At 69.1% G+C, this 20,740-nt stretch carries 22 protein-coding genes; 19 read left to right on the forward strand and 3 right to left on the reverse strand.

Translation table 11 applies throughout. The features are described 5' to 3' along the window. The first annotated feature begins 71 nt into the window (after positions 1-71). From E4M01_RS04845 to E4M01_RS04900, 12 genes are all read left to right on the forward strand, one after another. On the forward strand, positions 72-533 hold the full coding sequence (locus tag E4M01_RS04845; RefSeq protein WP_135061971.1) for a universal stress protein: 462 nt from the start codon (positions 72-74) through the stop codon (positions 531-533). Between the two features lie 84 nt (positions 534-617). Then, positions 618-1,181: a NifU family protein gene (locus E4M01_RS04850; RefSeq protein WP_135061970.1), complete on the forward strand. Its 564-nt coding sequence runs from the start codon at positions 618-620 to the stop codon at positions 1,179-1,181. A gap of 54 nt (positions 1,182-1,235) precedes the next feature. Continuing rightward, entirely contained in the window at positions 1,236-1,823 is a 588-nt protein-coding gene (locus tag E4M01_RS04855; protein ID WP_135061969.1) for a helix-turn-helix domain-containing protein, read from the forward strand. A 63-nt stretch (positions 1,824-1,886) separates the two neighbouring features. Beyond that, a complete protein-coding gene (locus E4M01_RS04860; RefSeq protein ID WP_135061968.1) occupies positions 1,887-2,222 on the forward strand; it encodes a helix-turn-helix domain-containing protein in 336 nt (111 codons plus the stop codon). Positions 2,223-2,247: 25 nt separating this feature from the next. Then, positions 2,248-2,913: a tRNA (adenosine(37)-N6)-threonylcarbamoyltransferase complex dimerization subunit type 1 TsaB gene (tsaB, locus tag E4M01_RS04865; RefSeq protein ID WP_135061967.1), complete on the forward strand. Its 666-nt coding sequence runs from the start codon at positions 2,248-2,250 to the stop codon at positions 2,911-2,913. Then, complete coding sequence (locus tag E4M01_RS04870) at positions 2,910-3,344, forward strand: GNAT family N-acetyltransferase (protein ID WP_135061966.1); 435 nt, start codon at positions 2,910-2,912, stop codon at positions 3,342-3,344. The genes tsaB and E4M01_RS04870 overlap by 4 nt, the downstream gene beginning before the upstream one ends. A 23-nt stretch (positions 3,345-3,367) precedes the next feature. Continuing rightward, positions 3,368-3,850 (forward strand): Fur family transcriptional regulator, encoded by a 483-nt coding sequence (locus tag E4M01_RS04875; protein ID WP_135061965.1) that lies wholly within the window; start codon positions 3,368-3,370, stop codon positions 3,848-3,850. A 48-nt stretch (positions 3,851-3,898) separates the two neighbouring features. Next, positions 3,899-5,347 (forward strand): tRNA (N6-isopentenyl adenosine(37)-C2)-methylthiotransferase MiaB, encoded by a 1,449-nt coding sequence (gene miaB, locus E4M01_RS04880; protein ID WP_135061964.1) that lies wholly within the window; start codon positions 3,899-3,901, stop codon positions 5,345-5,347. A gap of 26 nt (positions 5,348-5,373) precedes the next feature. Next, positions 5,374-6,375, forward strand: a complete 1,002-nt coding sequence (locus tag E4M01_RS04885) for a PhoH family protein (RefSeq protein ID WP_135061963.1) — start codon at positions 5,374-5,376, stop codon at positions 6,373-6,375. After that, the gene (gene ybeY, locus E4M01_RS04890; RefSeq protein ID WP_135061962.1) at positions 6,372-6,815 is read left to right on the forward strand and encodes an rRNA maturation RNase YbeY; all 444 of its coding nucleotides are present in this window, start codon (positions 6,372-6,374) and stop codon (positions 6,813-6,815) included. The genes E4M01_RS04885 and ybeY overlap by 4 nt, the downstream gene beginning before the upstream one ends. Then, on the forward strand, positions 6,796-8,394 hold the full coding sequence (lnt, locus tag E4M01_RS04895) for an apolipoprotein N-acyltransferase (protein ID WP_135061961.1): 1,599 nt from the start codon (positions 6,796-6,798) through the stop codon (positions 8,392-8,394). The genes ybeY and lnt overlap by 20 nt, the downstream gene beginning before the upstream one ends. A gap of 120 nt (positions 8,395-8,514) precedes the next feature. After that, positions 8,515-8,934: a helix-turn-helix domain-containing protein gene (locus E4M01_RS04900; RefSeq protein WP_135061960.1), complete on the forward strand. Its 420-nt coding sequence runs from the start codon at positions 8,515-8,517 to the stop codon at positions 8,932-8,934. Between the two features lie 6 nt (positions 8,935-8,940). Here E4M01_RS04900 and E4M01_RS04905 read toward each other — a convergent pair whose 3' ends face one another. Then, positions 8,941-9,435, reverse strand: a complete 495-nt coding sequence (locus tag E4M01_RS04905; RefSeq protein ID WP_135061959.1) for an S-type pyocin family protein — start codon at positions 9,433-9,435, stop codon at positions 8,941-8,943. Positions 9,436-9,546: 111 nt separating this feature from the next. Between E4M01_RS04905 and coaBC the strand changes: the two genes are divergently transcribed. The 6 genes from coaBC (at position 9,547) to alaS (ending at position 18,194) form a co-directional block, all read left to right on the forward strand. Beyond that, positions 9,547-10,776, forward strand: a complete 1,230-nt coding sequence (gene coaBC, locus E4M01_RS04910; RefSeq protein ID WP_135061958.1) for a bifunctional phosphopantothenoylcysteine decarboxylase/phosphopantothenate--cysteine ligase CoaBC — start codon at positions 9,547-9,549, stop codon at positions 10,774-10,776. Further along, the gene (gene dut, locus E4M01_RS04915) at positions 10,776-11,225 is read left to right on the forward strand and encodes a dUTP diphosphatase (RefSeq protein WP_135061957.1); all 450 of its coding nucleotides are present in this window, start codon (positions 10,776-10,778) and stop codon (positions 11,223-11,225) included. The genes coaBC and dut overlap by 1 nt, the downstream gene beginning before the upstream one ends. A gap of 185 nt (positions 11,226-11,410) precedes the next feature. Then, the gene (gene dnaK, locus E4M01_RS04920; protein WP_135061956.1) at positions 11,411-13,324 is read left to right on the forward strand and encodes a molecular chaperone DnaK; all 1,914 of its coding nucleotides are present in this window, start codon (positions 11,411-11,413) and stop codon (positions 13,322-13,324) included. A 173-nt stretch (positions 13,325-13,497) separates the two neighbouring features. After that, positions 13,498-14,691 (forward strand): molecular chaperone DnaJ, encoded by a 1,194-nt coding sequence (gene dnaJ / locus E4M01_RS04925; protein WP_135061955.1) that lies wholly within the window; start codon positions 13,498-13,500, stop codon positions 14,689-14,691. Positions 14,692-14,713: 22 nt separating this feature from the next. Beyond that, positions 14,714-15,463 carry a 4-hydroxy-tetrahydrodipicolinate reductase gene (dapB, locus tag E4M01_RS04930; protein WP_135061954.1) on the forward strand — a complete coding sequence of 250 codons (750 nt, stop codon included), beginning with the start codon at positions 14,714-14,716 and terminating at the stop codon, positions 15,461-15,463. An 88-nt stretch (positions 15,464-15,551) separates the two neighbouring features. Further along, on the forward strand, positions 15,552-18,194 hold the full coding sequence (gene alaS / locus E4M01_RS04935) for an alanine--tRNA ligase (protein ID WP_135061953.1): 2,643 nt from the start codon (positions 15,552-15,554) through the stop codon (positions 18,192-18,194). A 49-nt stretch (positions 18,195-18,243) separates the two neighbouring features. On the opposite strand, the gene E4M01_RS04940 is transcribed toward alaS, so the two are convergent. Further along, positions 18,244-19,359: a hypothetical protein gene (locus tag E4M01_RS04940; RefSeq protein WP_135061952.1), complete on the reverse strand. Its 1,116-nt coding sequence runs from the start codon at positions 19,357-19,359 to the stop codon at positions 18,244-18,246. Positions 19,360-19,454: 95 nt separating this feature from the next. After that, the gene (locus E4M01_RS04945; RefSeq protein WP_135061951.1) at positions 19,455-19,694 is read right to left on the reverse strand and encodes a DUF1674 domain-containing protein; all 240 of its coding nucleotides are present in this window, start codon (positions 19,692-19,694) and stop codon (positions 19,455-19,457) included. 85 nt (positions 19,695-19,779) lie between these two features. Between E4M01_RS04945 and htpX the strand changes: the two genes are divergently transcribed. Next, on the forward strand, positions 19,780-20,739 hold the full coding sequence (gene htpX, locus E4M01_RS04950) for a zinc metalloprotease HtpX (protein WP_135061950.1): 960 nt from the start codon (positions 19,780-19,782) through the stop codon (positions 20,737-20,739). The last annotated feature ends 1 nt before the right edge of the window (position 20,740 follow it).

Here is a 20,740-nt window from a genome sequence, read left to right on the forward strand (position 1 = left end):
TTGACCGGCCGCCCCTCGCGTGGGCGGCCGGTCGCAGGCATGATGCGCGGCCTTTCGGCGGGGGAGCCCTGATGCCGCGTAAGTTCCTGGTGGTCGTGGACGACAGTCCCGAATTCGACGCGGCCCTGCGGTTCGCCAGCCGGCGCGCCCGCTCGACGGGCGGACGGGTCGTGCTGCTGCGGGTCATTCCCGACGGGTCGGACGCTCACTGGTCCGGCGCGCGCGACGAGATCGACCGCCAGCAGCGTGAAGAGGCCGAGATGCTGCTGAACCGCCTGGGCGAAGAGGCGGCCGAGCGTTCGGGCGCGCCGCCTGTCTTCCTGATCGAAAAGGGCGATCCCCAAGGCGCGATCCGCAAGGTCGTCGGCGAGGATCCCGAGATCAAGATTCTGGTCCTGGCGGCCGGCCATCGCGGGCCCGGCCCCCTGGTCTCGGCGGTGATGAAGGCGGGCGGCGCCTTCACCGGCCGCAAGCTGCCCATCACCATCGTGCCGGGCGAACTGACCGAAACCGACATTGAGGATCTGGCTTGATTCTGGCCCTGGGCTCGCCGCGCGGCGGCTCGCGACTTGAGGGCAGGGGTTGAAGCGGGGCTCGTCAGGGCGCATCTGGCGACCATGTTCATTCAGACCGAAGTCACTCCCAACCCTGACGTCCTGAAGTTCCTGCCCGGCCGCGAGGTTTCGCCCCAGGCCGTGCGCGACTATCGCACCGTTGACGAGGCCGCCGGCGCGGCCGGTTCGCCGCTGGCCGAGGCTCTGTTCGAACTTGAAGGCGTCGAGGCCGTCTTCCTGGGCGCCGACTATGTCTCGGTGACGCGCAAGCCCGAAGGCCCGGACTGGAGCGCGATCAAGGCGCCGGTGCTGTCGACCCTGATGGACCACTTCGTTTCGGGCCGTCCGACCCTGCGCGGCGACGCCGTCGCGGAAGACACGGCTCAGGACAGCGAGATCGTCACCGAGATCAAAGGCCTTCTGGACAGCCGCATCCGCCCGGCGGTGGCCCAGGACGGCGGCGACATCCTGTTCGATTCCTTCGACGAGGCCACGGGCGTGCTGTCTCTGCGCATGCGCGGCGCCTGCGCCGGCTGCCCTTCATCTTCGGCCACGCTGAAGGCCGGGGTCGAGCAGATGATGCGCCACTACATCCCCGAAGTGACCAGCGTGGAACAGACGATCTGATCCGCTGAAACGATTTCGCATGGCCTGAGACGGCCGTGCGCGGCATGATCGCTCATGGCTCGATTCAATCCCGACGCTGACGCCATCGCACTGGGTGCCGCCCTGGCCGAGCTTCGTCGTGCGCGCGGCTTCAGCCAGGCCGAGGCCGGCGCGCGCTGCGGCCTGACCAGCCAGGGCTGGGGCCTTTACGAGGCCGGCCGTCGGCAGGGTCTTTATCGACCCGATGTCCAGAAGCGGCTGACGGCGGCGCTAGACGCCACGACCGAAGACCTGGCCCTGGCCGCGGCGCGCTCAGAAGGCGCGGCGACGCCCGAGCCCGCGACCGGCGTTCAAGCCAAGGGCCGCGCGTTCGATGGCGCGCCGCCGGCGCGACGCCAGCGCCTGCGGCTGTCCAGCGACGACCTGGCGCCCTGGGCCGCATCGGGCGTGGTGCTGGAATACGAGATCGGCCGCTGGCCCCGGCGGGGTCAGGGCTGCGTCGTGCGCATGCTCGACGGGGCCCAGCGGGTGCGGCTGTTCGATCAGGCTGACGCCGATAATCTCATCCTGCTTGCGTCTGCGGACGGCGCGCGCTGCGAGACCCTGGCCAGGGCCGACGTGGCCGAAGTCTCGGCGGTCACCGCAAGGCTTGACGCAGAATGAAACGGAAAAGTTGCAACAAGAATCGTTTCATGAAACGATGTGGCTCTCGCTCCGGAGACGCCCATGCCCAATCGCGCCCGCACCGCCGACTCGATCGACGCCCACGTCGCCGAACGAATCCTGGAGCGGCGGCAGGCGCTTGGCCTGTCGCAATCGGCCCTCGCCGAGCGTCTGGGCGTCAGCTTCCAGCAGCTTCAGAAGTACGAAACCGGCCAGAACCGCGTCTCGGCCTCGCGGCTGCACCGACTCTCGGCGGCCTTGGGCTGCGGCGTCGAAACCTTCTTTCCGCCCATGGGCGCGGAGGCGCGTCCTCCAGAACCGCTCGATCCGCTGAGCCGCGTGCCCGATCCTCAGGTTCGGCGCGCGCTGCGCAATCTGGTGGAGGTTCTGGCGGCCTGATCCGTGCGGGCGGGGCGGCTGCGTCATGCGTCTAATGGTGATCGACACGGCGCTGGGCGCCTGCACGGCGGCCGTGTTCGAGGACGGCCGGCCTCTGGCCGTTCGTCAGGAAGTGATGAGCAAGGGCCATCAGGAGCGGCTGGGCGGCCTGGCGCGCGACGCCATGGCGGCTTCCGGTCTGACCTTCGACGACCTGAACCGGATCGGCGTCACCGTCGGGCCGGGCTCCTTCACCGGCTTGCGGGTCGGGCTGGCCTTCGCGCTCGGCCTAGGCGCCGCGCTGGATCGCCCCGTGGTCGGCGTCTCGGCCCTGGACGCCCTGGCGGCGGACGGCGGTCCCGGCCTGGTGCTGGCGGCCATCGATGCGCGGCGGGGCCAGGTGTATGCGCGCCTGTTCCGCGACGGCCGCCCGCTGGACGAGGCACGCGCCCTCAGCCTGGACGAGGCCCGCGCTGCCATCGCGCTCGAGCGCCTGGCCGACGAACCCGTGCGCCTGATCGGCTCCGGCGCCGCCCTGCTGGCCCAGGACGACTGCGACATCGACGACCGCCCCGCGCCCTCGCCTGAGGCCTTGGCCCGCCTGACCCAGGCCGCCTCGGCGGACGAGCCGGCCCGGCCCCTGTATCTGCGCGCGCCCGACGCCACGCCGCCCAGCCGCAAGGCGGGCGCGCCCCGCGTCCGCGCGACATGAGCCAATCGGCCGCGGCGACCCTGGCGGCCCTGCACGCCGAGGCCTTCGACGCGCCCTGGTCGGCCGAAGCCTTCGCTGACCTGCTGTCGCAGCCCGGCGTGGCCGCCGAGGTCGAGGCCGACGGCTTCATCCTGATCCGCGTGGTCGCCGACGAAGCGGAAATCCTGACCCTGGCGGTCCGACCGGCGGCGCGCCGGGCCGGACTGGGGCTGGCTTTGGTGCAACGCGCGGCCGTGGCGGCGACCGCGCTCGGCGCCGAGCGGCTGTTCCTGGAGGTGGCCGAGGACAACGCCGCCGCCCGCGCCCTTTACGGCCGCGCCGGCTTCGAGGCGGCCGGGCGGCGAAAGGCTTATTATGCGCGTCGGGACGGGCCTGCCGCTGACGCGCTCATTCTCACTCTCAACTTGCCCGGGCGGCTTCCCAGGGCGTGATCGTCCGCCTATTGTCCCGCTCCATGGATCGGATCGAAAAACTCTGCGTCGAACGCGGCATGCGCATGACCGAACAGCGTCGGGTGATCGCCCGCGTTCTGTCGTCCGCTGAGGACCACCCGGACGTCGAGGAGCTGTACCGCCGCGCCTCGGCCATCGATCCGCACATCTCCATCGCCACCGTCTACCGCACTGTGCGCCTTTTCGAAGAGGCGGGTGTCGTCGAGAAGCACGACTTCGGCGACGGGCGCAGCCGCTATGAAGAGGCTGGCGACGACCACCACGACCACCTGATCGACACCAAGACGGGCGAGGTCATCGAATTCTTCGATGCCGAGATCGAGCGGCTCAAGACCGAGATCGCCCAGCGGCTGGGCTTCGAATTGGTCGGCCACAAGCTCGAGCTTTACGGCAAGGCCATCCCCGGCGCGTCGCCCGAGGACCGCGAAGGGCTGATCTATCGTCGCCAGGCCGCGACCGTGGACCCCGACAAGATCGAGGCGTGAGGCGGCCGCCGCCTTGCCCACGCCCGTTTCGGCGACCATAAGCCGGACATGAGCGACACCCTTGCACAGCCGAAGTCCGGGCCGACGGCCAAGCGTCTGTTCATCAAGACCTACGGCTGCCAGATGAACGTCTATGACAGCGAGCGCATGGCCGACGTGCTGCGCCCGCTGGGCTATGCGCCAACCGAGACGCCGGACGACGCAGACTTCGTCATCCTGAACACCTGCCACATCCGCGAGAAGGCGGCCGAGAAGGTCTATTCCGAACTGGGCAAGCTGCGCGTGCTCAAGGAGGCGCGCGGCGAAGCAGGGCAGGGGGGGATGACCATCGCCGTCGCCGGCTGCGTGGCCCAGGCCGAGGGCGAAGAGATCATGCGCCGCCAGCCCGCGGTCGATCTGGTCGTCGGCCCCCAGGCCTATCACCAGCTGCCCGAACTGCTGACGCGCACGGCGTGGGCGCGCGGCGAGCGCATCGGCGCGGACTTCGCCCCCGTCGACAAGTTCGACGCCTTGCCGGCTGAGCGCGGCGGCGACGGCGTGACGGCCTTCCTGACGGTGCAGGAAGGCTGCGACAAGTTCTGCACCTTCTGCGTGGTGCCCTATACGCGCGGCGCGGAATGGTCGCGGCCGGTCGCCGCCGTGCTGGACGAAGCGCGGGCCCTGGCCGATCGCGGGGTGCGCGAGCTGACCCTGCTGGGCCAGAACGTCAACGCCTATGACGGCGAGGGCGCCGATGGGAAGCCGTCCACCCTGGCGCGGCTGGCCTATGCGCTGGCCGACATCCCCGGCATCGACCGCATCCGCTATACGACCAGCCACCCCAACGACATGTCGGACGACCTGGTCGCCGCCCATGGCGAACTGGACGCCCTGATGCCCTATCTGCATCTGCCGGTGCAGTCGGGGTCGGACCGCCTGCTGCGCCTGATGAACCGCAAGCACGGGCGCCAGAAGTATTTCGACCTGATTGACCGCATCCGCGCGGCGCGGCCCGACATGGCGCTGTCGGGCGACTTCATCGTCGGCTTCCCCGGCGAGACGGAGCGCGATTTCGAGGACACGATGGATCTGGTCCGGCGCGTGCACTACGCCTCGGCCTTCAGCTTCATCTATTCGCCTCGGCCCGGCACGCCGGCGGCCACCATGGCGGCGCAGGTCGCGCCCGAGGTCGCCAAGACGCGGCTGCACGCGCTGCAGGCCCTGCTGCTTGAGCAGCAGGTCGCCTTCAACCAGAGCCAGGCCGGGCGCGTCCTGCCGGTGTTGTTCGAGAAAAAGGGCCGCCATGGCGCCCAGGCCATCGGCCGCTCGCCCTATCTGCAGTCGGTCCACGTCGAGGACGCGGATCATCTGATCGGTCAGATCGTTCCGGTCGAGATCGTCAGCGGCCAGCAGAACAGCCTGGCGGGACGGCTCATCCATTCACAGGCGGCGCACCTCCAGCAGCAAGGCGCGGTCAGCCAAGCGATCGGGGCCCCATCACGCAGCGAGGCTCCGTGAGCCGCGCGATAGGGAAAAACTAATCCATGGCGAGAGAGTCCGAGTTTCTGGCGCTGGACGACATGGCGTTGCGCGCCGTCATCGGGCCGAACAGCCGCCACGTCGCCCTGATCGAGGACGCCTTCAAGGTGCTGGTCGAGACGCCCGGCGGCGGCGTGTCGATAAATGGCTCGGCGCGCGATCGCGCCCAGGCCAAGCGCGTCATCGACACCCTGGCCCAGCGCGCCGAGACGGGCGCCGAGATCACCGAGGCCGATGTGCGCACCGCCGTCGGCGCCGCCATGTCTCAGCCGCGACCGGGCCAGGGATCAAGCGCCAAGTCGGTCGCCGACACGCCCGCCCTGCCGGTGGGCCGCCGCGGCGCCATTGCACCAAAGACCGCCGCGCAGGCCCGCTATCTGGAAATGCTGGGGCGCTGCGAACTGACGTTCGGCGTCGGGCCGGCGGGCACGGGCAAGACCTTCCTGGCCGCCGCCTATGGCGCGTCTCTCCTGCGACGGGGGCAGGTGGATCGGCTGGTCATCACCCGCCCGGCCGTCGAGGCGGGCGAGAAGCTGGGCTTCCTGCCCGGCGACCTTAACGAGAAGGTCGATCCCTATCTGGCCCCCATCTGGGAGGCGCTGAACGACATCTTGGGCGTCGATGACGTACGCCGCCGCCGCGAGAAGGGCGAGATCGAAGCCGCCCCCATCGCCTTCATGCGCGGCCGCACGCTCAGCCACGCCTTCGTCATCATCGACGAGGCCCAGAACCTGACCCGCCTTCAGATGAAGATGGTGCTGACCCGCCTGGGCGAGGGCGCGCGCATGGTGGTCACGGGCGATCCGTCGCAGATCGACCTGCTGAACCCGCGCGATTCCGGCCTGCGCCATGCGCTGCGCATCCTGGAGAAGGTGGAGGGCGTCGGCGTCCAGGCCTTCAAGGCCGAGGACGTGGTGCGCCACGCCTTGGTCGAGCGGATCGTGCGTGCCTACGACGCCGACGCCGCCAGCTATCGCGCGGCGCCCGAGCTCGACGCGCCCGCATGATCGAAATCGAGGTCGAGGATGAGGCCTGGCGCGCCATCGGCGCGGTCGAGGCCGTGGTCGAGCGCGCGGCCCAGGCGGCGTTGGGGACCGTAGAGGGCGACATCGTCGTTCTGCTGACCGACGACGCGGCCGTGGCCGAGATCAACGGCCGCTTCCGCGACAAGGACCGGCCGACGAACGTGCTGTCGTTTCCGGCGCCCGACAGCGCCCGTCCGCATCTGGGCGACCTGATCCTGGCGTCCGGCGTCTGCGCCGTCGAGGCGGCTGCTCAGGGCAAGGCGCTGGCCGACCATCTGACGCACCTGACCGTGCACGGCGTGTTGCATCTGCTGGGCCGCGACCACGAGGACGACGCCGAGGCCGAGGCCATGGAGGCCGAGGAGCGCACCATCCTGGCCGCGCTCGGCGTGGCTGATCCCTATGCGCTGGAGCCTGACTGAAATGCTGGACCGCGTGCTGACCGGCCGGTGGAGCCGCATTGCGTTGGCGCTGCTGGCCGGGGCGGGAATGGCGTTCGCCCACCCGCCGTTCGGCGTGCTGCCGGGCCTGCTGGGCTATCCGCTGCTGATGCTGCTGGCCGAGCGGTCGGGGCGTGTGCGCGGGGGCTTTTGGGTCGGCTGGCTGGCCGGCTTCGCCTATTTCTTCATCGGCTGCTGGTGGGTGGCCGAGGCCTTCTTCGTCAATCCGGAACAGGCCTGGATGGCGCCCTTCGCCGCCAGCCTTCTGCCGATGGGGCTGGGCCTGTTCTTCGGGGCGGCGACGGCGCTGTATCGCCGGTTCGCGCCTGCGGGCGTGCGCCGCGTGCTGCTATTCGCCGCCCTGTTCTGCCTGTTGGAGTGGCTGCGCGGTCATGTGCTGACGGGATTTCCCTGGAACCCTGCGGGCGCTGCCTGGGCGGCCGGCGGGGCCATGTCGCAGTTCGCTTCTGTGGTCGGCGTCTATGGTTTGAGCCTCGTGACCGTCGCGGCCTTCGCCGCGTTCGGCGTGGTGTTCGACCCTGTGGCTCGGCCTCGGCGCGCGGCGGTGGCCGGCCTTGGCGCGGGCGCGCTCGTGGCCCTGTTCGTCTTCGGCCAGGCGCGGCTGTCGGCTGCGGTCGTCGCGCCGTCTCAGACCACCGTCCGCATCGTTCAGGCCAATGTCGATCAGGAGTCCAAATGGACGCCCGAGGCCTATCGCGGCATCGTCGATCGCTACCTGGCCCTGACTGCGCAACCGGGCGCCGTGACGCCTGACGTGGTGATCTGGCCCGAGGGCGCCCTGCCGGCCACAGCCAACCAGGTCTTCTCCGGTCCTGACGCAGACCTGATCGCCGGCGCCCTGACGCCCGGCCAGACCCTGCTGATCGGCCTGGGCCGCGGCGAGATCGATCCGGCGGCCGAGGGCGGGGCGCGCTATTTCAACAGCCTGTTCGCGCTGGAGCGTCTGCCCGAGGGCGGGATGCGGATCGCCGCCGTCTACGACAAGCACCGGCTGGTGCCGTTCGGCGAGTATCTGCCGCTGGGCGCGCTGATGAGCCGGCTGGGCGTGCGCAGTCTGGTGCATGTGCCGTCAGACTTCTCCGCCGGACCGACGCCAGCCCCGATCCGCCTGCCCAACGCCGCGCCGGTCCAGCCGCTGATCTGCTACGAGAGCCTGTATCCGGGCTTCACGCCGGGCGCCGAGGGGCGTCCCGCCTGGATCGCCAATGTCTCAAACGACGCCTGGTTTGGCCGCACATCGGGGCCGCGTCAGCATCTGAACCTGGCCAGCTATCGCGCCATCGAGACCGGCCTGCCGGTCGCGCGGGCCACACCGACGGGCATCTCGGCCATGATCGACCCCTGGGGCCGCATCGTCGACGGCGAACGGCTGGAGCCCGGAGAGGCAGGCGTGATCGATGCCCGCCTGCCTTTGCCGACCGGCGTCACGCCTTACGGCCGCTGGGGCGATGTGGGGTTCTGGATCCTGTGGGTGCTTCTGATCGCCTCAGGGCTGACGCCGCGCGGCGGCTTGAGACGAAAATCGCGCCTCGGCGAATAGCGGTCGGATAGTCTTCGGCGTGCGGGCCAGCTGTTCAACGGCGTGGAGAATTCAGGTGACAGCGCCCCCGCACAGGCGCATCTCTTACACGCTATAACGATTTCGTGATGGGATACGACGATGGCCAGAGGCGGCGGACCGGACGGTCCTCATCCGGTCGACAGACACGTGGGGCGGCGGGTGTGCGAAAAGCGCATCAGCCTGGGGTATAATCAGAGCGATCTGGGGCGCGCTCTAGGGCTGACCTTCCAGCAGATCCAGAAGTACGAGAAGGGCGCCAACCGGATTTCGGCGTCCAAGCTCTGGGACATCGCCCGGTTCTTCAAGGTGGACATCGGCTACTTCTTCGACGGGTTGACCAACGCCGCGCCGGGCGTGGGCGAAGACGAGGCTCCGGCGTTCGAGCACGACTACCCCTCGACGCGCCATACGATCGAACTGGCTCGGTTGGCGCCCAGCCTGCCTGCACGCCATCAGAAGATGCTGCTCGAATTGGCCCGCGAACTGAGCGGCAACAGGACGGACGACGCGTCGGCTTGAGGCGGGCTATTGGCCGGACCGCCGCTGGCCGAACGTCGGCGCTCTTTCCTTCTGCTCGGCCCAGTAGGTCGGCCCGTCATTCGGCTTGAACATCGTGCGCGGCGTGCCGTCGCGAGCAACCACCGCAAAGGTGTTGGTCGAGGCCTGATAGATCAGGGTATCGCCATTGGGCCGCTTGACGGTCTCGGCGTCGCGCGGCGTGCGCGTCGTGAAATCCTGCACCTTTTTCAGATAGTCGTCGGCGGAACGGGCGCCGAAAGCCGCGCCGTTGCGCTCGTACAGGCGTTGGACCTTGGCGTCGGCGGTTTCCCGGCGATTGGCGGTGACGGCGGTCTTTTCGACCGGCGCCGCCTGCGGTTCGGGGAAGCTGGCAGTGGCCGTCAGAGTGGCGCCCTCTCCGGGCGTCGAGCCCGACCGTTCGCGCGTCTCGACCGCCGATGCGCCATTGTCGCAGCCCGCGACGAACAGGGCGGCCGCAGCCGCACACATCACCACTCGCATGCCCACCCTCCTGGATACCCCTGAAGGACAACCTAAGCGGATCATTACGGTTCGTGCAATGTTCTTTTTGCGGCTTCTCGACCAAAAGCCCGCCGACGGCTAGAGGAGGCCATGGCCCAGCCTGACCTGAGCGCACGCAAAATCCTGTTGATCGTCGGCGGCGGCATCGCCGCCTACAAGGCGCTGGAGCTGATCCGCCTGATCCGCAAGGCGGGCGGCGAGGTGCGTGTCGTCCTGACGACCGGCGGCGCCGAGTTCGTGACGCCGCTGTCATTGGCCGCCCTGTCCGGCCATCCGGTGCGCCAGGCCCTCTTCGCGCCCGACGAAGAAACCACCATGGGCCACATCGAACTGTCGCGCTGGGCCGATCTGGTGGTCGTGGCGCCGGCGACGGCGGGCCTGATCGCCAAGGCGGCCAACGGCATGGCTGACGACCTGGCCTCGACCACCCTTCTGGCCACCGACAAGCGGGTGCTGATGGCTCCTGCCATGAATGTGCGGATGTGGACCCATCCTGCGGTCAAGACCAATGTCGACCGCCTGTCCGGTTTCGAAGGTTTTCACGGCGTGCGCTGGGTCGGGCCGGACGACGGCGAGATGGCGTGCGGCGAATACGGTCCGGGCCGTATGGCCGAGCCGGCCGCGATCCTTCAGGCCATCGGCGACCTGCTGGCTGGCGAGGCCGCGCGCCCCTTGGCCGGCCGCCGCGCGGTGGTGACGGCCGGGCCCACCTTCGAGCCGATCGACCCCGTGCGCGGCCTGACCAACCGCTCCAGCGGCAAGCAGGGCTACGCCATCGCCTCGGCCCTGGCGGCGCTGGGCGCCGAGGTCACCTTGGTGTCAGGTCCCACCGCTCTGCCGGTACCCTTCGGTGTGACGCGGGTGGACGTGGAGACGGCGGCCCAGATGAAGGCGGCGGTCCAGGCGGCGCTTCCGGCCGACATCGCAGTGATGAGCGCCGCCGTGGCCGACTGGCGCGTAGACGACGTGGCGTCAGGAAAGATCAAGAAGGCGCCGGGCGGCCCCCCGTCCCTAGCCCTGATCGAAAACCCCGACATTCTGGCCGGCGTCTCCGCGCCCGGTCCTCGGCGACCCGCCCTTGTGATCGGCTTCGCCGCCGAGACCGCGGACCTGGAGGCCAACGCCCGCGCCAAGCTGTCCCGCAAGGGCTGCGACTGGATCGTCGGCAACGACGTGTCCGACGACGTCTTCGGCGCCGAGGGCAATCAGGTCATCCTGTTCACCCGCGACGGTCAGGCCGAGCCCTGGCCCCGCCAGTCCAAGACCGAGGTCGCGCGTCAGTTGGCCGACAGTGTCGCCCGCCATTTCGAGACCCGTTGATGAGCACTGTCCGCTTCCTGCGCCTGCCCCACGCCGAGGGCCTGGCCCTGCCGGCCTATGAGACCGCCGGCTCGGCCGGAATGGACCTGCGCGCGGCGGTGGCCGAGGACGCGCCGCTGACGCTTGAGCCCGGCCAGCGCGCCCTGATCCCCACGGGTCTGAAGATGGCGCTGGAGCCCGGCTTTGAGGCGCAGGTGCGCCCGCGCTCGGGTCTGGCGCTGAAGCACGGCGTCACCTGCCTGAACACGCCCGGCACCATCGACGCCGACTATCGTGGCGAGGTCGGCGTCATCTTGATCAACCTGGGCCAGACGCCCTTCGTCGTCGGTCGGGGTGAGCGCATCGCCCAGATGGTCATAGCCCGCGTCGAACAGGCCGCGCCGGTCGAGGTCGCCAGCCTGGACGACACCGCGCGCGGCGCGGGCGGCTTCGGCTCCACGGGGCGCTAGAAAGCGACAAAAGGCCTTGCGGGGGCCGGGGCCTTTCCCATATCCGAGCCAACCCGGAGAAACCCCGCTGTTGGTGGGGCCATCCATCGTCAGACCCAAGCTTTTCAACCCCTGGGGGCGGTCAAGCGCGGCGCTTCCTTCGAAGGCCGCCGCATCGCCCGCCGAACGGAGAGACAGAGACACCCATGGCAAAGATCATCGGCATCGACCTGGGCACCACCAACTCGTGCGTGGCCGTCATGGACGGCAAGAACCCCAAGGTCATCGAGAACGCGGAAGGCAACCGCACGACTCCGTCGGTCGTGGCCATCCAGGACGGCGGCGAAGTGTTGGTCGGCCAGCCGGCCAAGCGCCAGGCGGTGACCAACCCGACCAACACCTTCTTCGCCATCAAGCGCCTGATCGGCCGCAACTTCGACGACCCCGTCGTGGCGAAGGACAAGGGCATGGTGCCCTATGAGATCGTCAAGGGTCCGAACGGCGACGCCTGGGTCAAGGCCCACGGAAAAGACTATTCGCCCCAGCAGGTCTCGGCCTACATTCTGGGCAAGATGAAGGAGGCCGCCGAGGCCTATCTGGGTGAAAAGGTCACCCAGGCCGTCATCACCGTTCCCGCCTATTTCAATGACGCCCAGCGTCAGGCCACCAAGGACGCCGGCAAGATCGCCGGCCTGGATGTCCTGCGCATCATCAACGAGCCTACCGCGGCGGCCCTGGCCTATGGCCTGGACAAGAACGACGGTCAGAAGATCGCCGTCTACGACCTTGGCGGCGGCACCTTCGACGTCTCGATCCTGGAGATCGGCGACGGCGTGTTCGAGGTGAAGTCGACCAACGGCGACACCTTCCTGGGCGGCGAGGACTTCGACCTGCGCCTGGTCGACTACCTGGCCGATGAGTTCAAGAAGGAGCAGGGCGTCGACCTGCGCTCGGACAAGCTGGCCCTGCAGCGCCTGAAGGAAGAGGCCGAAAAGGCCAAGAAGGAACTGTCCTCGACCACCCAGTACGAGGTCAACCTGCCGTTCATCACCATGAACGCCTCGGGCCCGCTGCACCTGAACATCAAACTGTCGCGCGCCAAGCTGGAAGCCTTGGTCGAGGACCTGATCACCCGCACCATCGAGCCGTGCAAGAAGGCCCTGGCCGACGCCGGGCTGAAGGCGGCGGACATCGATGAAGTGGTCCTGGTCGGGGGCATGACCCGCATGCCCGCCGTGCAGGAAGCCGTGAAGAAGTTCTTCGGCAAGGAGCCGCACAAGGGGGTGAACCCCGACGAGGTCGTGGCCCTGGGCGCCGCTGTTCAGGCCGGCGTCCTGCAAGGCGACGTCAAGGACGTGTTGCTGCTGGACGTGACCCCGCTGACTCTGGGCATCGAGACCCTGGGCGGCGTCTTCACCCCGCTGATCGAGCGCAACACAACGATCCCGACCAAGAAGAGCCAGGTCTTCTCGACCGCCGACGACAATCAGTCGGCCGTGACGATCCGGGTCTTCCAGGGCGAGCGCCCCATGGCGGCCGACAACAAGATCCTGGGTCAGTTCGACCTGATGGGCATTCCGCCGGCGCCACGCGGCATGCCGCAGATCGAGGTCGCCTTCGACATCGACGCCAACGGCATCGTCCACGTCACCGCCAAAGACAAGGCGACCAACAAGGAGCAGTCGATTCGCATCCAAGCGAACGGCGGCCTGTCGGACGCCGACATCGACAAGATGGTCAAGGAAGCTGAAGCCAACGCTGAGGCGGACAAGACCCGCAAGGAACTGGTTGAGGCCCAGAACTCGGCCGACGCCCTGATCCACTCGACCGAAAAGGCTCTGGCCGACCACGGCGACAAGGTCGACGAGGCCACCAAGGCCGGCATCCAGTCCGCCCTCGATGACCTGAAGGCGGCCAAGGAAGGCTCGGACCCCGAAGCCCTGCGTGAGAAGACCAACACCCTGGCTCAGGCCTCGATGAAGCTGGGCGAGGCCATGTATGCGGCTCAGCAGGGCCAGGCCGAGGGCGGCGACGCTCCTGAGGCTCCGCCCGCCGAGGACGGCGTGGTCGACGCGGAGTTCGAGGAAGTCTCGGACTCCGACGACAAGAAGAGCGCCTGAAAGACACAGGCCGACTGAAAACCGCGACCCCCGCTTGCCTTAGCGAGCGGGGGTTCGTTTCATAAAACTTGCATCAATGACCCGGGCGCCCATGTCAGCCGGGTCGATCCGGCGAGGCGATCTTCCCTAGAGAGAAGACACGGCCGGCGGGAAGTTCAGAGGATCCACGCCTGATGGCGACGCGTGATTATTATGAGATTCTGGAGGTCGAGCGCACCATTGACGCGCCCGGTCTGAAGTCGGCCTACCGCAAGCTGGCGATGAAGCACCATCCGGACCGCAACGGCGGTTCGGAAGAGTCCATGGCGCGCTTCAAGGAGATTTCCGAGGCCTACACCGTCCTGTCGGACGAGCAGAAGCGGGCCGCCTACGACCGCTTCGGCCATGCGGGCGTCAACGGCCAGGCCGGCGGCGGCAATCCGTTCGGCCAGGGGGCCGGCTTCCACGACATCAACGACATCTTCTCCCAGGTCTTCGGCGATGCGTTCGGCGACGCCTTCGGCGGACGCGGCGGCGGCCGAGGCCAGCAGGGCGGCCCGCGTCGCGGCTCGGACCTGCGCTACGATCTCGAGATCACCCTGGAGCAGGCCTACAAGGGCGCCGATGTCGAGATCACGGTGCCCGCCACCCTGACCTGCGACGTGTGCGACGGCTCGGGCGCCAAACCGGGCGCCAAGGCCTCGACCTGCCAGACCTGCCAGGGCGCGGGCCGCATCCGTCAGGCCAACGGCTTCTTCCAGGTCGAGCGCACCTGCCCGACCTGCGGCGGCGCTGGCTCGCGCATCGCCGCGGCCGACGTCTGCACCGGCTGTCACGGCCACGGCCAGGTCCGCAAGACGCGCACCCTGTCGCTCAAGGTGCCGGCCGGCGTGGATGACGGCTCGCGCATCCGCTTGACGGGCGAGGGGGACGCCGGCCAGCGCGGCGGGCCGCGCGGCGACCTGTATGTCTTCCTGTCGGTCCGCTCGCACGAACTGTTCGAGCGCGACAATCTGGACCTGCTGGTCACCGTCCCCGTCACCATGACGACGGCGGCCCTGGGCGGCGTGATCGAGGCGCCCTGCCTGGTGTCCGAGGCCTGCGACGGCCAGTGCAAGGCCCAGGTCCAGGTCCCCGCCGGCGCTCAGACCGGCAAGACGGTTCGCATCCGCGGCAAGGGCATGCCCCACCTGAACGGCCGCCAGCGCGGCGACTTGGTGGTCGAGCTGTTCGTCGAGACGCCGACCGACCTGACCGCTCGTCAGAAGGAGCTGCTGGAGGAGCTGGCGGGATCGCTTGGCGACACCCAGACGCCGCGCAACACCTCCTTCACCGGCAAGGCCAAGCGGTTCTGGGCCGATATTCTGGGCGGCGAAACCGCGCAATAACGACCTTCGGGGGGAGGCCTGAATGAGCGAACTGTTTCACGTCGGCATATCGGGCGCGCGCGGCCGCATGGGCCGGGCCGTTTCCCAAGTGCTGGACGCGCGTGAAGACGTGGTCGTCGCCGCCCGCTACGACTGGGGCGAGGCGCCGGACCTCAGCTTGTGCGACGTGGTCATCGACTTCTCCACGCCCGAGGCCTCCGTGTCCCTGGCCAAGCAGGCCGCCGAGCGGGGCGGTCCCGCCCTGGTTATCGGCTCCACCGGCCTGACGCCCGAGCAGGAGGGCGAGATCGAAAAAGCGGCCGAAACCGTCGCCATCGTGCGCAGCGGCAACTTCTCCCTGGGCGTCAACATGCTGATCGGCCTGGTCGAGCACGCGGCCCTTCGCCTGGACGCACGCGACTGGGACATCGAAATCCTGGAGACCCATCACCGCCGCAAGGTCGACGCTCCTTCGGGCACCGCCCTGATGCTGGGCGAGGCGGCGGCGGCGGGGCGCGGGGCCGACCTGGCCGACCTGCGCAGCGCGCCCTACGACGGCATCACCGGAGAGCGTGAAACCGGCAAGATCGGCTTCGCGGCTCTGCGCGCCGGCGGCGTGGTGGGCGACCACACCGTCATGTTCGCTTCGGAGGATGAAGTGCTGACCCTGTCGCACTCGGCCATAGACCGCAGCCTGTTCGCCAAGGGCGCGGTCGCCGCCGCCGCCTGGGTGCGCAGCCGCCGCGCCGGCCTCTACGACATGCAGGACGTGCTGGGTTTCCGTCAGGCCTGACCGCCAAGCCTGACAGCAAGGCATGGCCTGAAAGCGCCGTAGCCTCTATATGCGCCTCTTCCCCTCGAAGACGCGCGTTAGACCGACCATGGCCAGCCTCAAACAGATCCGCTCGACCTTCCTCGACTATTTCGCGGCCGATGGGCACGCCAAGGTCCATTCCGCGCCCCTGGTGCCGCAGAACGACCCGACGCTGATGTTCGTCAACGCGGGCATGGTGCCGTTCAAGGACTATTTCACCGGCGCGGCGACCCCGCCCTATCCGCGCGCGACCTCCAGCCAGAAATGCGTGCGCGCGGGCGGCAAGCACAACGACCTGGACAACGTCGGCTACACCGCGCGCCACCTGACCTTCTTCGAGATGCTGGGGAACTTCTCCTTCGGCGACTATTTCAAGGAACACGCGATCGACAGCGCGTGGAAGCTGGTCACCAAGGACTTCGGCCTGGATCCCAAGCGCCTGCTGGTCACCGTCTACATCGACGACGATGAGGCCGCCGCGATCTGGAAGAAGGTCACGGGCTTCTCCGACGACAAGATCATCCGCATCGCCGGCTCGGATAACTTCTGGGCCATGGGCGACAGCGGGCCCTGCGGTCCCTGCACCGAAATCTTCTGGGACTACGGCGACCACGTTCCCGGCGGCCCTCCGGGTTCGCCCGACGAGGACGGCGACCGGTTCGTGGAGATCTGGAACAACGTCTTCATGCAGTTCGAGAAGGAGAACGACGAGATCGTCCGTTCCCTGCCCAAGCCCTCGGTCGACACCGGCATGGGTCTGGAGCGCATGACCTCGGTGCTTCAGGGCAAGAACTCGGTGTTCGACACCGACCTGTTCCAGACCCTGATCGCGGCGTCCGAGGACGCGACCTCGACCAAGGCCGAAGGCGCGCAGGCCGCAAGCCACCGCGTCATCGCCGACCACCTCCGGTCGTCGTCCTTCTTGATCGCCGACGGCGTGACCCCGTCCAACGAAGGCCGCGGCTATGTCCTGCGCCGCATCATGCGCCGCGCCATGCGCCACGCGCACCTGCTGGGCGCCCAAGACCCGCTGATGCATCGCCTTGTGCCGACCCTGGTCGACGAGATGGGCGAGGCCTTCCCCGAGCTGAAGCGCGCTCAGGCCTTTGTCGAGGACACGCTGAAGCAGGAAGAGATCCGCTTCCGCACCACGCTGGGTCGCGGCATGGGCCTGCTGGAGGACGCCACGCGCGACCTGGCCGAGGGCGGCATGATCGCCGGCCAGACGGCCTTCAGCCTGTACGACACCTATGGCTTCCCGCTGGACCTGACCCAGGACGAGGCGCGCCGTCGCGGCTTCACCGTCGACATCGAAGGCTTCGACGCGGCCATGGCCGAGCAGAAGCAGCGCGGCAAGGCCAACTGGAAGGGCTCGGGCCAGACCGCCAACGCCGGCGAATGGCTGGCCCTGCGCGACCGCCTGGGGCCGACGGTCTTCACCGGCTATGACGGCGTCGACGGCTCGGGCGAGGTTCTGGCCATTGTCCACGACGGCCAGGCGGCCGATCGCGTCGAGACCGGCCAGACGGCCGAGGTCGCGTTCGACCAGACCCCCTTCTACGGCGAGGGCGGCGGCCAGGCCGGCGATCAGGGCGAGGTCGAATGGCCTGGCGGTTCGGGAACCGTGCTGGACGTCCAGAAGCACGGCGGCGACCTGTACGCTCACCAGATCGAGGTGACGGCCGGAACGCTCGAGATCGGCGCTCGCGTCCAGCTGCGCGTGAAGCCGGACGCCCGCGTCACCACCCGCGCCAATCACTCGGCCGCCCACCTGGTGCACGCCGCTCTCAAGAACGTGCTCGGCCCGCACGTAGCCCAGAAGGGCCAGCTGGTTGACGCCGAGCGCATGCGCTTCGACTTCAGCCACAACGCCCCGGTCACCGAGGACGAGCTGGCCCGCATCGAGGACGAGGTGAATGCGGTCATCCGCCAGAACCTGCCGGCTCAGACCAAGCTGATGTCGCCCGAGGCCGCCATCGAGGCCGGCGCCGTGGCCCTGTTCGGCGAGAAATACGGCGATGAAGTGCGCGTGCTGACGCTTGGCAAGGCTCTGACCGGCGAGGGTGACTATTCCGTCGAACTGTGCGGCGGCACCCATGTGGCCCGCACCGGCGACATCGCCCTGTTCAAGATCGTGTCGGAAACCGGGATCGCCGCCGGCGTGCGCCGCATCGAGGCCCTGACGGGCGAGGCCGCGCGCCAATATCTGCTGGGCCAGGCCAATGTGGCCCGGAAGCTGGCTCAGGGCTTCAAGATCCATCCCGCGGACGTGCCGGCCCGCGTCGAAGCCCTGTCGGGCTCGGTGCGCACGCTGGAGAAGCAGGTCGCCGACCTGAAGAAGCAGCTGGCCTTGGGCGGCGGCTCGGGCGGCAACGCCGCGCCGGAAGAGATCAACGGCGTCAAGCTGATCGCCCGCGTCCTGGACGGCGTGGACGGCAAGGGCCTGCGCGGCGTGGCCGAGGACTTCCGCAAACAGGTCGGTTCGGGCATCGTCGCCCTGATCGGCGTGTCGGACGGCAAGGCGGCGGTCACGGTCGCGGCGACCTCCGACATGGCCGGCAAGGTCAACGCCGCCGACCTGGCGCGCGCGGCGGTCATCGCCATGGGCGGCCAGGGGGCGGGCGGCAAGCCCGATTTCGCCCAGGGCGGCGCGCCCGACGGAACCAAGGCCGAGGCTGGACTGCAGGCCGTGCGCGACGCCTTGGCCTAGTCTGTCAGACGCCGCGCTTCATCCCCCCCGGGGGGCTGACGGTGCGCCGTCAGCCGCGCTCGCCGCGCTCCTGAACATAGGGATATTCGCTCGACGACCGCGGCGGCGGGGCGGCGGCCGGGCGGCTGTCGGGCTGGCCGTAATAGCCCGAGGGCGGCGTATGGCCGTGGTGCGGCGGCGGCGGAGGGGGCGGAGGGGCCGGAGGCGCCTGTTCGAACTCCACCATCGGCGGGGCCACTTCGACTGAGGGCGGGGCGACATGGACCGGACCCTGGCTCACATGCACGCGCGACGGGGCGACGCGGACGTCGGCCGGCGCGACGTGGACCGGCGGCGCCTGCACATAGACGTCGCTCGGTCGCACATAGACCGGCGCGGGCTCCACATAGACGGGCGGCGCCTGGACATAGACGGGCGGGGCCTGAACGTGCACCGGCCGCTGGCGCACGTGCACCGGAGGCGGCGCAGGGGCGTAGACCGGCTCGGGATAGGGCTGGGGCCGATACGACGGCGGCGGGACGCAGTGCCCGCACTCGCGATAGCCCTGGCTGTAGCCGTAGCGGCCGCCGCGATCCTCGACATAGTCCCGGCGTTCATAGCTGTAGTGCTCGACTGGCGGGGTGATCTGCGAATAGCCGTAGCCGCTGGAATAGCCGCCCGCATATCCGCCGCCGGCATAGCCGTAATCGTAGCCGCCGTAGCCCGAGCCGCCCTGACGATAGCGCGTCCAGGGCGCGCCGCCCGAATAGTCGCGCCCGAAGCCGTAGACGGGATAGCCGAACGGCATCGACTGCTCGACCTGGCCGCCCCATCCGCCGCGGATCGGCTCGGCGTGGCCGATCACCACCGGGGGCGCATAGCCCGCCCCGCCGGCGCCGTAGGCATAGCCGCCGCCGTAGACTTCGACCGGCCCGTAGCCGCCGCGCCAGCCGGTGTCGCTGTAGCTTTCCGAGCGGGAAACGTATCCGCGCACCGAGCCGTAGCTCTGCGCGTCGGACCAGGACCGCGCCTGGGCGTGGCCCCCGGCGTAGGCCTGGGCGTGGGCCGGCATGTGGCGCGCATAGCCGCCGGCGGCGTTGCGGTGGCCTTGCGCCTCTGCGGCCGTCGCGGCGGTCAACACGGCCGCCAGAGCCAGTGTCGCGGTGGTGATGTGTCGAGCCGTCACGGCCGATCTCCCTGTCGATTCCCAGCCAAGCTAATGCCGTTTTCTCGAAACGGTTCGGATTTCCCTTTCCGCGCGAGAGACAGGGTTAACTTTCCCTAAAAATCGATCGCCAGCCCCTTCTTCTCCCAGTCGCCGTAGCGGGTGGGCTCGGGCCCGCGCGGACCGCCGTCCTCGGGCGGAAGGTCAGGGGCAATGTCGGCCTCGCGGCGTTCAGCGGCCTCCAGCAGGGCGCGACGGGCCGCGTCGCTGAGCGGTCGTTCAGGCGTGGCGTGCGGCACGTCTGCGTTGTGACGCGGCGCGATGTCTTCTTCGGGCGGGGTGGGCTGATCGGTCACAGGGCGTCTCCCTTGAGGGGCGGGCGGTGCGCAATCAGATAGTCGAGCGACCGGCCCGCGTCATGGCCGGACATGGTGACCTGCGATGAATCATCTGAAGACCTCCGCCCTTCTGGCCGTGATGACCGCCCTGTTCATGGGCCTGGGCTACCTCATCGGCGGCGTCGGCGGCATGGCGATCGCCTTCGTGATCGCTCTGGGGCTGAACATCTTCAGCTACTGGAACGCCGACAAGATGGTGCTGAAGATGTACCGGGCGCAGGTGGTGGACGAGAGCCACCCCAACGCCGTGGTGCGCGCCTATGTGGCGGACGTGGTGCAGATGGCGGCCGACGCCGGTCTGCCGCGACCGGCCATCGCCATCATCCCGACCGATCAGCCCAACGCCTTCGCCACAGGCCGAAATCCGGCCAATGCGGCCGTCTGCGCCACCACCGGCCTGCTGGACATGCTGAACCGCGACGAAGTACGCGGCGTGATGGCCCACGAACTGGCCCATGTGAAGAACCGCGACACCCTGATCATGACCGTGACGGCCACCATCGCCGGCGCCATCGCCATGCTGGCCAACTTCGCCCTGTTCTTCGGCGGCGACCGGGATCGGCCGGGCGGCATCATCGGGACCATCGCGTTGATGCTGCTGGCGCCCATGGCGGCCGGTCTGGTGCAGATGGCCATTAGCCGCGCCCGTGAATACGAGGCCGACCGCGTCGGAGCCGAGATCGCCCGCGATCCCCAGGCCCTGGCCTCGGCGCTGCAGAAGATCGAGGCCTACGCCAAGCGGATCGAGAACCCTACGGCCGAGCGCAATCCGGCCTCGGGCCAGCTGTTCATCATCAATCCCCTGACGGGACGTGGCGCCGACAACCTGTTCTCGACCCACCCCAACACCGGCAACCGCGTGCGCGCCCTGATGGAGCTGGGTGCGAAGATGGGCATGAGCCGTCCGGCGCCCACCGCTTTGGCGGACCCCGCTCCGCGCGCCTCGACGGCGGTTCCGACCTCGACGGATGCACCCCAGGGGCCACGCGGCCCCTGGGGCTGAG

Origin of the sequence: Brevundimonas sp. MF30-B, assembly GCF_004683885.1 — a bacterium.
Taxonomy (GTDB): domain Bacteria; phylum Pseudomonadota; class Alphaproteobacteria; order Caulobacterales; family Caulobacteraceae; genus Brevundimonas.

Bases quoted from the DNA above. Each gene is read 5' to 3' on its own strand.
- E4M01_RS04845 (WP_135061971.1), top strand. From the start codon at position 72: ATGCCGCGTAAGTTCCTGGTGGTCGTGGACGACAGTCCCGAATTCGAC.
- E4M01_RS04850 (WP_135061970.1), top strand. From the start codon at position 618: ATGTTCATTCAGACCGAAGTCACTCCCAACCCTGACGTCCTGAAGTTC.
- E4M01_RS04855 (WP_135061969.1), top strand. From the start codon at position 1,236: ATGGCTCGATTCAATCCCGACGCTGACGCCATCGCACTGGGTGCCGCC.
- E4M01_RS04860 (WP_135061968.1), top strand. From the start codon at position 1,887: ATGCCCAATCGCGCCCGCACCGCCGACTCGATCGACGCCCACGTCGCC.
- tsaB (WP_135061967.1), top strand. From the start codon at position 2,248: ATGCGTCTAATGGTGATCGACACGGCGCTGGGCGCCTGCACGGCGGCC.
- E4M01_RS04870 (WP_135061966.1), top strand. From the start codon at position 2,910: ATGAGCCAATCGGCCGCGGCGACCCTGGCGGCCCTGCACGCCGAGGCC.
- E4M01_RS04875 (WP_135061965.1), top strand. From the start codon at position 3,368: ATGGATCGGATCGAAAAACTCTGCGTCGAACGCGGCATGCGCATGACC.
- miaB (WP_135061964.1), top strand. From the start codon at position 3,899: ATGAGCGACACCCTTGCACAGCCGAAGTCCGGGCCGACGGCCAAGCGT.
- E4M01_RS04885 (WP_135061963.1), top strand. From the start codon at position 5,374: ATGGCGAGAGAGTCCGAGTTTCTGGCGCTGGACGACATGGCGTTGCGC.
- ybeY (WP_135061962.1), top strand. From the start codon at position 6,372: ATGATCGAAATCGAGGTCGAGGATGAGGCCTGGCGCGCCATCGGCGCG.
- lnt (WP_135061961.1), top strand. From the start codon at position 6,796: ATGCGCTGGAGCCTGACTGAAATGCTGGACCGCGTGCTGACCGGCCGG.
- E4M01_RS04900 (WP_135061960.1), top strand. From the start codon at position 8,515: ATGGCCAGAGGCGGCGGACCGGACGGTCCTCATCCGGTCGACAGACAC.
- E4M01_RS04905 (WP_135061959.1), bottom strand. From the start codon at position 9,435: ATGCGAGTGGTGATGTGTGCGGCTGCGGCCGCCCTGTTCGTCGCGGGC.
- coaBC (WP_135061958.1), top strand. From the start codon at position 9,547: ATGGCCCAGCCTGACCTGAGCGCACGCAAAATCCTGTTGATCGTCGGC.
- dut (WP_135061957.1), top strand. From the start codon at position 10,776: ATGAGCACTGTCCGCTTCCTGCGCCTGCCCCACGCCGAGGGCCTGGCC.
- dnaK (WP_135061956.1), top strand. From the start codon at position 11,411: ATGGCAAAGATCATCGGCATCGACCTGGGCACCACCAACTCGTGCGTG.
- dnaJ (WP_135061955.1), top strand. From the start codon at position 13,498: ATGGCGACGCGTGATTATTATGAGATTCTGGAGGTCGAGCGCACCATT.
- dapB (WP_135061954.1), top strand. From the start codon at position 14,714: ATGAGCGAACTGTTTCACGTCGGCATATCGGGCGCGCGCGGCCGCATG.
- alaS (WP_135061953.1), top strand. From the start codon at position 15,552: ATGGCCAGCCTCAAACAGATCCGCTCGACCTTCCTCGACTATTTCGCG.
- htpX (WP_135061950.1), top strand. From the start codon at position 19,780: ATGAATCATCTGAAGACCTCCGCCCTTCTGGCCGTGATGACCGCCCTG.